Raw genomic sequence first — 12,487 nt, 5'->3', positions numbered from 1 at the left:
TTTGCACCGCGCTGCCAAGGGCGAAGCTATTCCAGATGCGCAATGATCGAGCGCAGGGTCGGAATCCCGTCGCCTTTTTCGGACGAGGTCAGGACGATTTCCGGGAATGCTGCGGGATGTTTGGACAAAGCCGCACGGGTTTGTTCCAGAACCTTCTCGCGCTCGTTGGCCTTGACCTTGTCGGCCTTAGTAAGGACGCATTGAAAGGTCACGGCACTGGTATCCAGCAATTTCATGATTTCAGCGTCGACCGGTTTTACCCCGTGGCGCGCATCAATCAGGACAAAGGCACGGCGCAGCGTCTGACGACCGCTCAGGTATTGCTTGAGTAGCTTCTGCCATTTTTCCACCACGTTAACCGGTGCATTGGCATACCCATAGCCCGGCAGGTCCACCAGATAGAGGTCTGGGCCTTGCGTGAAGAAGTTGATTTCTTGCGTACGGCCAGGTGTGTTAGAGGCACGCGCCAAACCCTTTGTTCCGGTTAGCGCATTGATCAGGCTGGATTTGCCGACATTCGAGCGACCGGCAAAACAAACCTCCAGACGGTCAGGGGCGGGCAGGCCCGTCATGGCGACCACGCCTTTGACAAATTCAGACGGGCCGGCAAACAGCTTGCGACCGCGTTCTTTGGCGAAGTCATCCGGCTCTTCGGCCAGCGGAAACGGAAGCGTGGTCATAGCACCTCCAGCGTATCATTCAGGCAGATTTCACCACCCTGAATTACTTCTGCATAGACACCGAAATCCTGATGATCCCAGCTGTTCAGCGCGCCCAGAGTATCCGCGTCGCGTTCGCCGGTTTCCGGATTTGCAGTGGTGGCCAGACAGCGAATGATACGCTCGCGCACCCGGAGCACGGTTTCGCCAATGCGAAGGTTACGGCCCAGCCAGTCGAATTCATTCCACTCAGGCAGGCCTTCGAACCAGATGTTCCCGCGCCATCGCGCCGCAGACAAAGACTGGCCCAGCTTTTGTTCAACAGCGCGATGAGACGCCATGTTGCACAGGCTGATTGACGGGAAATCGGTATCGGTCATACCGCGCCCGGGCACCCGGACAATTCGGGTGGACGCAGCGCGATCCGAGGGCATAAGCGGTTTTACCCAGTCCAGGAAAACCGATTCCTCTGTGTCCGGATGAAAGCTCAGATCCGGGCGGTCCGGGTGGCGCAACGTGACCTGCTCGCCGTCCAGTTTCGCCCAAATCGCCATCAGCTTGGGGGCTTTTGAACCGCGGCTGAAATTTACACATGGGGCCCATTCCGTTCCGTCGGTCTTGGCCGCTTCATGGGCAACGGCCCAAACGCGATCCCCGGGCATGGTCTGCCCGGGGTTGAGGGTAATCTGGCTCAGGGCTTCGCGCCCATGGCTTTTGATCGGGTGACGCCAAAGGCCTGAAACTGTTCCGCTCATTTCTTGTCCGTGTTCGGCAATCGCTTAAATCCGGATTTGATGTTTCCGAACACGTCCGGCGTATAGCCCTGACTGCGCATAATCAGATACTGTTGGGTAAAGGTGATCGTGTTGTTCGCAATCCAGTACACGACCAGACCGCTGGCAAAGCCGCCCAGCATGAACATGAAGACCCAGGGCATCCACGCGAAGATCATCGCTTGTGTGGCATCGGTTGGTGCCGGGTTCAGTTTCTGTTGCAGCCACATCGAGATCCCCAGCAGCAGCGGCAGAATACCGATAAAGATCAGCGCCATCAGGGTGTCCGGTTGCGGGCCAGCCCAGGGCAGCAAGCCAAAGAGGTTCATGATCGAGGTCGGGTCAGGTGCGCTCAGGTCCTGGAAGGGGCCGAACCACGGTGCCTGACGCAGTTCGATTGTGACGAAGATCACCTTGTACAGTGAAAAGAAGATCGGGATCTGCAACAGGATCGGCAAACAACCGGCAGCGGGGTTCACCTTTTCCTTCTTGTACAGCTCCATCATGCCCTGCTGCATCTTCTGACGGTCGTCGCCCGCGGCTTCCTTCAGGGCTTCCATCTGCGGCTGCAGTTCCTTCATCTTCGCCATCGAGACGTAGGATTTGAAGGCCAGCGGGAACAGGATTGCCTTGATGATCAACGTCAGGCCGATAATGGACCAACCCATATTGCCGATCAGCGCATGAATGTTGTGCAGCAGCCAGAAAATAGGCTTGGTCAGGAAGAAGAACCAGCCCCAGTCGATGCTGTCGATGAATTTCTGCACACCGTCAGCCTGGTATTCGCGGATGGTCTCCCACTCTTTTGCGCCGGCAAACAGCTGCGTTGTCACCTGCTCGGTCGCACCCGGCGCCACGGTCAGCGTCGGAAGTACCGTTTCTGTCTGGTAAATCTTGCGACGCGAGTCGTATTTGGCAGCCGCCTTGAACGCAGAACCGGGTTCCGGGATCAGCGTGGTCATCCAGAAGTGATCAGTGAACCCGATCCAGCCGTTTTCCTTGACTTGAAACACCTCGGCCTGAGCGCGCTCGTCCGGGTCGATATCGAAATCACGAACGTCACCATAATCCACTTCGGTCAGAGTGCCGTCGGCCATACCGATCACACCCTCATGCAGAATGAAGAAGTTCTTCAGGTCCGGCAAGTCCCCGTCTTCGCCAATGCCGTGGCGCGCAAGAATGCCATAAGGTGCCAATCCAATTTCAACCCCGGTGGCGTTTTCGACAAATTGCGTGACTGTGAACATGTAGTTCTCGTCAACCGCTATGGTGCGGCGGAACGTCAGACCATTGCCGTTTTCCCAGGCCAGCGTCACAGGTGTGTCAACACCCAGGGTTTCGCCCTGCTCAAGCGTCCAGATGGTATTTGGTCCGGGAACATCTGCACCGGTCAGGCCCGCGCCAGGAGCCCAGCCATAGAGGGCGTAATAGGCGGATTGCGATCCGACTGGCGACAACAACTCGACAATCGGAGAATCCTCGGCCAGCGAGACCTTGTAGTCTTTCAATGACAGCTCGTCGATCCGACCGCCAGCAAGGGACAGGCTACCGGTCAGGCGGCGCGTGTCGATATTGATGCGGGGCGCTTCGGCCTCGGGTTCAGCTTCGGTAGCTGCCGCGGTTGCCTCTCCGACAGTACTGGTGTCGGCCGCACTGGGCGCCTGAACCTCACTGCCTTCGACGCTGGTTACTTCAACCTGATCCGTGGTTGTCGTCTGTTCCGGAGGGGGAAACAGCACGAACCAGACCAGGATCACGAGAAAGCTGAGCGCGGTTGCGAGGATGAGGTTCTTGTTCTGATCGTCCATCGGGGACAGCCACCTTGAGCAGTGAAAGACACCCGCAGGGTTCAACAGAGTGCAGACCCAAAGGTCAAGCGGAATCGCCCGTCATTTCGTCACGGAGGGGTCTTCTTTGTCGCGATTTCCGGTTCCCTACCGCGTTTTCCGCCCGATTTTGGGAACACCGTCGACCTTGTTGCGGTAAGACGTGATCCAATCCTTGGTTTTTTCGAATGGCATGGGCTTGCCGATGCCAAACCCCTGAACATGATCGCAACCCAGTTGGGCCATCAGAGCGTGCTCACCCGGCGTTTCGACACCTTCGGCCAGAGTTTCCAGATGCAAACGTTCTGCCATCATCAGAATGGCGCTGGCAAGCTGTTGCTGGCTTGGGTCCAGATCCGCTTTGGCAACAAATGACCTGTCGATCTTGATGCGCGATACGTTGAACCGTTTGATAGAACCGATCGAGGCATGTCCTGTCCCGAAATCGTCCAGATCAATACAGCACCCCATTGCGGCAAGCCCGGTGACGTTGCGGGTGATGACATCGTCGGGCCGTCTGGAGAACACGGTCTCCAACACCTCGACCGCCAGCCTGTCAGGGGTCAGATCGAATTGATCCAGTTCCCATTTCAGACGGTCGATCAGGCCCGGATTGCGCAGTTCGTCAGATGAAAAGTTGATTCCGATGCGCGGCACCGACAGCATGGACCGATCCCAGTCGCGCATTGCGGAAAAGGAATGATGCCGCATGGCCTGACCCAACCGGTCCATCAGTTCGGCCTGTTCGGCAAAGGGCAGGAACACATTGGGGGCAAGAACCCCTTTTTTCGGATGTTCCCAGCGGGCCAGAGCCTCAAACCCGCTGATACGCCCGGTATCGGTTGAGATCTGGGGTTGAAACCATGGACGGATCTCACCGCTGTCCAGCGCCGCTTCGAATTCTTTGCGCAAGTTGATCCTGACCTGTGCCCGTCTGCGCGTCTGAGAGGAAAAAGCGCGAATCGTGGATGGCCCGTTTTGTTGTGCCTCCAAAAGGGCGTTATTTGCGGCCTCCTGCCAATCGATTGCAGAGCCGTCAGTGATATTGCTGCTCAGGCAAAAGCCAATGGAACAGGACATATACACGCCGGTGCCATTCAGCATGATGGGATCTTCTACGGCGTTTTGCATACGGCCCGACATCTGAATACAAGCTTCCAAATCCAGTTGCCGTGCCGGGTGCAGAACAACCATCATCCTGTTTCCACCCATCCGGGTTGCGCAATCATTTGAGCGGATCATGGACAAAACGCGCGAGCAGAATTGCTGTGCAACGTGGTTTGCCGCCGCCTGTCCGTGCAGATCAAGCAATTGCGAAAAGTCATCCAGAACCACTGCGAAACAGGCCGAGTTTTCCCCCTTCAGGCGGGCGACGGCAAATACCTTCTGCAAAACTGTTTCAAACTGGTCCTTTGACAGCAGACCACCTGGACGCCAAAGCCCCTTACGCGACGGATTGGCTGCGAACGCATTGATGCCTGCGACGATCAGAGGCAAAATCAGGGCCAGTGCAAACAGGGCCTGTTCTCCCCCAATCCAGAATGCACTCAGACAAAGCGCCGGAACAAAGGCCAGCGCGGCTGGGCCGCCCAGAACGGTTTTCAAAGAATGGACAAAACGGTCGGTAAGGGGATGGTTCCGCATCAGCTTTCTGGCCTTGGGCATGATCTGCACAAGGTAAAGCCTATGAAACCAGTCTGAGTCAGTCGTTAACGCAGAAGCGGAATCTCATCCAAATTCCCGGAATTTTCGTTGGAATTTAGCGAAAGGTTAATGAAATCAAATAGCTTTCCATCCAGAAGGTGCGATGGCCGCGCATTTGTTAACGCTCGGAACATAACCTGTCGCCGACCCGGGCTGTTCTTTTCCCATTGATCCAGAATCTGTTTGACCTGCTGGCGCTGCAACCCATCCTGACTGCCGCACAGGTCACAGGGAATGATCGGGTATTGCATCGCCTTTGCAAATTTCTCGCAATCGGCTTCGGCGACATGGGCGAGCGGGCGGAATACAAAAAGATCGCCTTCTTCGTTCACCAGTTTCGGCGGCATCGTGGCAAGACGACCGCCGTGGAACAGGTTCATAAAAAACGTCTCAAGGATATCGTCGCGGTGGTGCCCCAGAACGACCGCCGAGCATCCCTCCTCGCGCGCGATGCGATAGAGGTTGCCACGGCGCAAACGGGAACACAGGGCGCAAAAGGTCCGGCCCTGCGGGACCTTGTCCATCACAACGGAATATGTGTCCTGATATTCGACCCGATGCGGTACGTCCATTCGACCCAGAAACTCGGGCAGGACCGTGGCCGGAAAGCCCGGCTGGCCCTGATCCAGATTGCAGGCCAGCAGATCGACAGGCAACAGGCCCCGCCATTTGAGCTCGTAGAGAACAGCCAGCAATGTATAGCTGTCCTTGCCACCCGAAAGACAGACCAGCCAGCGTGGAGGCTTGCCATCCTTGTCGTGGGCGGACGGATCCACCATCCCGTATTGCTCGATCGCTTCACGGGTCTGGCGCACAATACGTTTACGCAGCTTCTTGAACTCGGTTGTCGAGGGCGCGCCGGCAAACAGCGGGTGGATATCGTCTGCATCATCAAACATGCGCCGTGGTTACAGCGGACCGAAGGCCCGGGCAAGGCGTAGAAGCAGGATCAACCGCGTTTGGAGCGTAGTTGCACCCGTGTTACCCTGCGCGTATTTTTCAGGAGGTATATTATGGACTACTTCTTTTCCGTCCGCGCCCGCAGCGGCGATCACTATTCAAACAAGATGGGTGCCGCGCGATATCTGGCTATCCCGGGAAATGTCGGGCAACCGGCACGGCAGCATGAAATACCGCAGTCTCAATGGATAAGCCGGATCCAGGCCGAAGCCGGGGCGACGGCTACCGAGAATGGGCATATTGTCGTCTTCGTGCACGGGTTCAATACCGAGCAATATCAGATGCTGGAACGTCACCGCAAAATACGCACCGGTCTTGAGGCGCATGGCTTTAACGGTGTGGTCATCAGCTATGATTGGCCAAGCGATGGATCGGTTCTGGGCTATAACGTTGACCGGGCTGACGCGCGGCGCGCGGCAGAAAAATTGTTCAGTCACGGGATCACGCGGCTGTCCCGGATGCAGACCGCGGATTGCCGGTATAACGTCCATGTTCTGGCGCATTCCATGGGCACGTTCTTGGTGCGCGAAGCCATGGATTATGCCGATGACGACCATGAAACCGCGCAACACAGCTGGATGACCAGCCAGATCGCGTTTGTCGCGGCGGATGTATCCGCGAAATCGTTCCGCGACGGCAGTTCCAAGACGTCCTCTCTGATGCGACGTTGTACCAGGCTGACATGCTATTACAGCCCCTTTGACGAGGTTTTGTCGATTTCAGAGGTCAAGCGGGTCGGAGTATCGCGCCGACTGGGCCGTGTCGGAATGCCAAACGACCGGCCTGAGAAAGTGGTTAATCTGTATTGCGGGTCTTATTTCAAGAATACCCGCGATGAATACGGGGATGGGCCTTCTGCGACACACAATTGGTATTTTGATTCGCCCCGGTTTTTCGAAGACCTGCACCATACGTTGATGGGGAAACTGGACCGAGAGGTCATTCCGACCCGCAGCTTCACCGACCGCGGCAACCTGGCGTTGATTTAAGGGTCGGTATTGTCGGGCACCGGATCGTAACCGTCACCGCCCCAGGGGTGGCATCGGCATATCCGGTGTGCAGCCAGCCACGATCCCCGGATCGCGCCATGTTTTTCCAATGCTTCCAGTGCATAGGCCGAGCATGTGGGCTGATAGCGGCAGTTGAAACCAACCCAGGGGCTGAAAATCAGCCGGTACGCGCGAACGGGCAGGGCGACGATATGGGACAGAAAGGTCATTTGCGATCCGCATGCACTTTGCGAAGCGCATACCGCAAGTCGCTCAGCAGGACGTCATAAGGAAGATCGGCGGTTACATCAGCCCGCCCGATCAGCACATAGTCCCAACCTTCAAGACCGGACACAGGCAAGACGGCCCGTGCGACTTCTCTCAGGCGGCGCTTGGCACGATTGCGGGCCACGGCGTTGCCGACTTTCTTTGAGCAGGTAAAGCCAACGCGCAGCCCCACCGCTTCATCCGGAGCGCGTCTGCGGGCCTGCACCATCATCGAAGACGTTCCCTGCCTGCGCGCGCGGGCGGCTTTCAGGAAATCGGCTCTTTTTTTCAGGATCGTCAGGGATGTGGGTAGACAAACAGAAGCCGCCGGGGGCGTATTCCCGGGGTGGTTCTTACCATCCTCAGGGGCCTCCGGCGGCGTCATGTTCATACCCTGATCGGTGGGCGGTTTTACGCGCTCAGCGATTTGCGGCCGCGGGCGCGGCGTGCGTTCAGGATCTTGCGGCCGGCTTTGGTGGCCATGCGCGCGCGGAAACCGTGGCGGCGTTTGCGAACCAGGTTCGAAGGCTGATAGGTGCGTTTCATCGCTCCGTCTCCAATCTATAGCGGTCGGGTGCGGCGCGGATTCGCCTGGCCCTAGTGTTCGAAGCCCGTCCTCTACTGCCAAGCGAAGTGTAAGTCAAACCCCAACGGTCCGGTTTTCGCGGCTTTTGCAACAATTCTGTAAACCGGATGCAGAAAAGGTTTCAAATCGGTCGATTATCGTCTGAAACTGTCACGTTCGCGGCCACATAGATCAAGGCCCCGTGAACCCCCTGTTGCCAAAAGCGCAAGCAGCGCATGTTGGGCGTAAGATGAAGCAAGAAGAACCGGAAGGCCAGATGTCCGAAACAAGCCACGCTCCACGAAACGGGTTGGCGCGTCATATCCCCTTGCTGGTGATTCTCGGTGTCGCCGCGGTGGGGTTTTTCACGCTGGGTGATTACCTGACTTTCGAAACCCTGCGAGACAACCGCGAAGCGTTGCTGGCGTGGCGGGACGCAAACTATTGGGCCATGGTGGCCGGGTTCGTCGCCGTCTATATCGTAATCGTCGCGTTTTCGCTGCCCGGGGCTGCTGTCGCCTCGATGACCGGCGGGTTCCTGTTTGGACTGTTTGCCGGAACGGTGTTCAATGTATTTTCGGCCACTATTGGCGCATCGGCCATCTTTTTGGCCGCCCGCTGGGGGTTGGGCAATGCTTTGACGGCCCGGCTGGATGCCTCAAAGGGGACGATTGGGAAGCTGAAAGACAGGTTGCGCGAGAACGAAATCTCGGTGCTGTTCCTGCTGCGGCTTGTCCCGGTTGTGCCGTTCTTTGTGGCCAATCTGGTGCCTGCGCTGGTGGGCGTCAAATTTCGCAATTTTCTGATCACGACGGCGCTGGGCATTGTTCCGGGGGGTATCGTTTATACCTGGATCGGTGTTGGGCTGGGCGGTGTGTTCGACCGTGGCGAAACACCGGACGTTTCTTTGTTGTGGGAACCCTTCGTCATTGGCCCCATTGTCGGCTTGTGTGTGCTGGCTGCTTTGCCGATTGTCATCAAGTCCCTGCGTGGCGGAAAGGACGCCTGACCCATGCAACACCTCAAGACAGATATCCTGGTCATTGGGGCCGGGTCCGGTGGGTTATCGGTTGCGGCCGGTGCCAGCCAGATGGGTGCGAAGGTGATCCTTCTGGAAGGGCACAAGATGGGTGGCGACTGCCTGAACTTCGGCTGCGTCCCGTCGAAAGCGCTGATCGCAAGCGGCAAAGCGGCCTTTGGTCAGGCGCATTCCGCCGCGTTTGGCGTGGCCGATGTAAACCCTCAGATCGACTATGCGGCGGCGAAGGATCATGTGCGGGATGTGATTGCCCAGATCGAACCGATGGACAGCCAGGAGCGCTTCGAAAGTTTGGGTGTCCAGGTGATCCGCGAATATGGCAGCTTTATCTCCCCGACCAAAGTGCAGGCCGGAGATCATGTCATCACCGCGCGCCGGATCGTGATTGCGACCGGGTCGTCGCCAATGGTTCCGCCAATCCCTGGTCTGGACACTGTACGTTATCAAACAAACGAAACCATCTTCGACCTGCGCGAGCGTCCGGAACACCTGCTGATCATTGGCGGTGGTCCGGTGGGTATGGAAATGGCGCAGGCTCATGTCCGTTTGGGCAGTAAAGTAACAGTCGTTGAAGGGCAGAAGGCGTTGGGCAAAGACGACCCCGAGGCCGCGTCCATTGTGCTGGAGGCTTTGCGCAGTGAAGGTGTCGTGATCCACGAAAACGCCGTGGTGGCCCAGATTCGCGGAAAGGATGGCGTTGTGGAGGTCGTGACCGAGAACGGCGATATTCACCGGGGCTCTCACCTTTTGATCGCCGCAGGGCGCAAAGCCAATATCGAGCGTCTGAACCTGACTGCGGCGGGAATTGACCGCACCAGAAACGGAATCAAGACGGATGACAGCTTGCGGACGTCAAACCGACGGGTCTATGCGATTGGCGATGTCGTGGGGGGGCTGCAATTCACCCATGTTGCCGGGTATCATGCGGGTATCATCATTCGATCCGCCTTGTTCAGCCTGCCCACCAGGGCGAAAACGGCGCATATCCCATGGGCAACGTTCACCGATCCTGAACTGGCGCAGGTTGGTCTGACCGAAGCTCAGGCCCGCGACCGGCATGGCGACAGGCTGGAGGTTGCGCGCTTTGATTATCACCACAATGACCGCGCTTTGGCCGAGCGCAAAACCAAAGGGTTCATAAAGGTCATGGTGGTGAAGGGCAGGCCCGTCGGCGCCACGATTGTGGGCCATCAGGCGGGCGAGTTGATAAACATGTGGTCGCTGGCTTTGGCCAATAATCTGAAGATGGGGCAGATAGCTGCTACGGTTTCACCCTATCCGACAATCGGAGAGCTTAACAAACGCGTTGCTGGCGCTTATTTCTCTCCAAGGCTGTTTGAGAATCAGACAGTTAAACGTGTGGTCAGGTTTGTTCAGCGTTGGATTCCCTGACCTGTAAAGGAGCGTAAATTGAACTCGCTGTCGGGCCGATTTCTGATCCTGACGACGGTCTTCGTTATGTTGGCCGAAATCCTGATCTTTGTCCCGTCGATTGCCCGGTTCCGCGAGGATTTCCTACTGAACCGTCTGGAACGCGCTCAGATCGCATCGCTGGCTTTGTTGGCAGATGATATGCTGGCCGAAGATCTTGAGGCGGAATTGCTGGCGAATGCCGGTGTCTACAACGTTGTGTTGCGTCGGGATGAAGTCCGCCAACTCATGCTGTCGTCTCCGATTCCAGAGGCAATCACCAAAACATTTGATCTACGGGATGCCGGTCCATGGATTTTGATCCGGGATGCGGTGAGCCGGATATTCATACCTGAAAATGAAGTCATTCGTATCATTGGCGAGCCGGTCAAGGGCGCGGGGCTGCTGATCGAGGTCACCATCGACAGCGCTCCCCTGCGTATGGCGATGGTTGATTACGGCCTGCGCATTCTGGGGCTGTCCTTTGTCATCTCGATCATCACGGCGTCCTTACTGTTCCTTGCGGTGCGCGTGGTTCTTGTTCGGCCCATCAAAAGCGTGGTTGGATATATGCAGCGCTATGCCAGCGCACCCGAGGATGCGCGCGGCATCATCTCTCCGAATTCCAGAGTGACAGAATTGCGCGAGGCGGAAGAAGCGCTGAAGATGCTGCAAACGGAACTGACGCAGGCTCTCAAACAGCGCGAGCGGTTGGCGCAACTGGGTGAGGCGGTTGCAAAGGTCAGCCATGACCTGCGCAACATTCTGACATCGGCGCAGCTGTTCACGGACAGGATCGAATCCAGTGATGACCCGCTGGTCCGGCGAATGGCTCCGAAGTTGGTGAATTCGATCACCCGTGCTGTATCGCTGTGTGAAAGCACATTGGCATTCGGCCGTGCAGAAGAACCTGCGCCCACCTTGACGATGGTGCCCCTACGGACAATTGCGGCTGACGTCGCCACCAGCGAACAGCTGGCAGTCGCAGGGGGCTGCGTCGAGATCGTGAACGAAGTGCCGGAAGATCTGATCGCCCGCGCCGACCCCGAGCAGTTGTTTCGTGTCATCATGAACCTCGTGCGTAACGCAAGACAGGCGTTGGAAGCCTCGGGTAAGCCGGGTCACATCACCATCGTCGGGTGTGAATATCAGGATGCCTGGTGTCTTGAAATTCGCGACACCGGGCCGGGTCTTCCGCCAAAAGCACGTGAAAACCTGTTCACACCGTTTCAGGGTGGGGTCCGCAAAGGAGGCTCTGGCCTGGGCCTTGCAATCTCTCAGGAACTGGTGCGCGGGCATGGCGGTAACCTGACACTGAAAGAGACCGGACCCGAAGGAACGATCTTTGAAATCAGGCTTCCGCGTGGAGACATGACTTTTTGATTTTTTTTTGAAGAATCGGCTTGCACGTCTTTGACCACAGGTCTAAACAGCGCCTCACCAACGCGGACCGATAGCTCAGCTGGATAGAGTACTTGACTACGAATCAAGGGGTCGGGGGTTCGAATCCTCCTCGGTCCGCCACTTGGTGATTTGTAGGGCGACACATAGTTCTGCCACCAGCGACAGAACCTTGCCATTTTCGCCTCACTTCCTTCATCCAGCACCTAAACCGATTTCATTGATCCTGACTTCCTTTTGGGAATATCAGGGCTGATTTGCAGATCAGACGCCGAAGGCGCCTGTTCCTGCTGATCTGCCACGTGGCGAACGCGGATGGGGGCGAGGCAATGCTATTCGACAATAGTGGTGCGGCCCGCAGGCGTAGCCGAGGACACGGTTTTGTCTAATAGGGTTGCCCGAGGGGGAAGGCAGCGCCTTACCCCTGATGGCCAGGAGTATCTGGTGCCGCAAAGCCCGCTGGCTCATATTCGCAAGCGGGGCAATCAACTACGCCTCCGTCTGAAGGCGCTAGCCCGAAACTTCGGAAATACGCATAGGGTCTGATTCAGCCTTTTTTAGTTGTCCGCATCGTTTTCGAGCTTCGAACTATAGGCGGTCACCATCGAGTGGATAGGTTGCCGCATTCACATTGGTCCGTTCGCAGCCCGAAGCGAACATGGTTGATCTGCGACTCAAGCAGGCGGCGGACCCTTGCCGCGGTCGCATAGATATAGCCATTGATCATGGCTCAGCAGTTAACGGATCCGTAGAACTCAGCTTGGCAAAACGAATGACGCCGCAACTCTAAGAGCGAATTGTAAACACTGGCGTTTCATCTAGGTGTTCAGTCCCGGCATTTGGTGGATCGGATTTAGGATGAATCGATCTGGCTCTAAAGTCCAGATCTTGCAG

Annotated in this window: 12 protein-coding genes and 1 tRNA gene; 5 read left to right on the top strand and 8 right to left on the bottom strand. The window is 57.1% G+C overall.

Features of this window, described 5'->3' with window-relative positions; translation table 11 throughout:
• Window positions 1–26: 26 nt before the first annotated feature.
• From yihA to ttcA, 5 genes are all read right to left on the bottom strand, one after another.
• The gene (gene yihA, locus AC2FLO_RS00605) at window positions 27–680 is read right to left on the bottom strand and encodes a ribosome biogenesis GTP-binding protein YihA/YsxC (RefSeq protein WP_480547311.1); all 654 of its coding nucleotides are present in this window, start codon (window positions 678–680) and stop codon (window positions 27–29) included.
• A complete protein-coding gene (locus tag AC2FLO_RS00600; RefSeq protein ID WP_496754699.1) occupies window positions 677–1,414 on the bottom strand; it encodes an MOSC domain-containing protein in 738 nt (245 codons plus the stop codon). Before AC2FLO_RS00600 ends, yihA begins: the two co-directional genes overlap by 4 nt.
• Window positions 1,411–3,240 (bottom strand): membrane protein insertase YidC, encoded by a 1,830-nt coding sequence (gene yidC / locus AC2FLO_RS00595; protein WP_496754697.1) that lies wholly within the window; start codon window positions 3,238–3,240, stop codon window positions 1,411–1,413. Before yidC ends, AC2FLO_RS00600 begins: the two co-directional genes overlap by 4 nt.
• A 126-nt stretch (window positions 3,241–3,366) precedes the next feature.
• Window positions 3,367–4,902 carry a putative bifunctional diguanylate cyclase/phosphodiesterase gene (locus tag AC2FLO_RS00590; RefSeq protein WP_496806577.1) on the bottom strand — a complete coding sequence of 512 codons (1,536 nt, stop codon included), beginning with the start codon at window positions 4,900–4,902 and terminating at the stop codon, window positions 3,367–3,369.
• 65 nt (window positions 4,903–4,967) lie between these two features.
• Window positions 4,968–5,861 carry a tRNA 2-thiocytidine(32) synthetase TtcA gene (gene ttcA / locus AC2FLO_RS00585; RefSeq protein WP_496754694.1) on the bottom strand — a complete coding sequence of 298 codons (894 nt, stop codon included), beginning with the start codon at window positions 5,859–5,861 and terminating at the stop codon, window positions 4,968–4,970.
• A gap of 114 nt (window positions 5,862–5,975) precedes the next feature.
• Between ttcA and AC2FLO_RS00580 the strand changes: the two genes are divergently transcribed.
• A complete protein-coding gene (locus tag AC2FLO_RS00580; protein ID WP_496754692.1) occupies window positions 5,976–6,911 on the top strand; it encodes an alpha/beta fold hydrolase in 936 nt (311 codons plus the stop codon).
• On the opposite strand, the gene yidD is transcribed toward AC2FLO_RS00580, so the two are convergent.
• From yidD to rpmH, 3 genes are read right to left on the bottom strand one after another with little or no spacing between them, the layout of a single operon-like run.
• Window positions 6,908–7,141, bottom strand: coding sequence for a membrane protein insertion efficiency factor YidD (gene yidD, locus AC2FLO_RS00575; RefSeq protein WP_209505895.1), 234 nt, complete (start codon window positions 7,139–7,141; stop codon window positions 6,908–6,910). The genes AC2FLO_RS00580 and yidD overlap by 4 nt on opposite strands.
• Window positions 7,138–7,563, bottom strand: coding sequence for a ribonuclease P protein component (rnpA, locus tag AC2FLO_RS00570; RefSeq protein ID WP_267366122.1), 426 nt, complete (start codon window positions 7,561–7,563; stop codon window positions 7,138–7,140). The genes yidD and rnpA overlap by 4 nt, the downstream gene beginning before the upstream one ends.
• A gap of 26 nt (window positions 7,564–7,589) precedes the next feature.
• On the bottom strand, window positions 7,590–7,724 hold the full coding sequence (gene rpmH / locus AC2FLO_RS00565; protein WP_005980833.1) for a 50S ribosomal protein L34: 135 nt from the start codon (window positions 7,722–7,724) through the stop codon (window positions 7,590–7,592).
• A 269-nt stretch (window positions 7,725–7,993) separates the two neighbouring features.
• On the opposite strand from rpmH, the gene AC2FLO_RS00560 reads away from it, so the two are divergent.
• From AC2FLO_RS00560 to AC2FLO_RS00545, 4 genes are all read left to right on the top strand, one after another.
• Window positions 7,994–8,752 (top strand): TVP38/TMEM64 family protein, encoded by a 759-nt coding sequence (locus AC2FLO_RS00560; RefSeq protein ID WP_496754691.1) that lies wholly within the window; start codon window positions 7,994–7,996, stop codon window positions 8,750–8,752.
• 3 nt (window positions 8,753–8,755) lie between these two features.
• Window positions 8,756–10,174 (top strand): dihydrolipoyl dehydrogenase family protein, encoded by a 1,419-nt coding sequence (locus AC2FLO_RS00555; protein WP_496754689.1) that lies wholly within the window; start codon window positions 8,756–8,758, stop codon window positions 10,172–10,174.
• An 18-nt stretch (window positions 10,175–10,192) separates the two neighbouring features.
• Complete coding sequence (locus AC2FLO_RS00550) at window positions 10,193–11,575, top strand: ATP-binding protein (protein WP_496754688.1); 1,383 nt, start codon at window positions 10,193–10,195, stop codon at window positions 11,573–11,575.
• Between the two features lie 64 nt (window positions 11,576–11,639).
• Window positions 11,640–11,716 (top strand) — tRNA-Arg (locus AC2FLO_RS00545).
• Window positions 11,717–12,487: the final 771 nt, after the last annotated feature.

This window comes from Ruegeria sp. TASC047, assembly GCF_059612445.1.
Note: the sequence above shows the minus strand (reverse complement) of the source record. Positions and strands in the feature narration are given on the sequence as shown.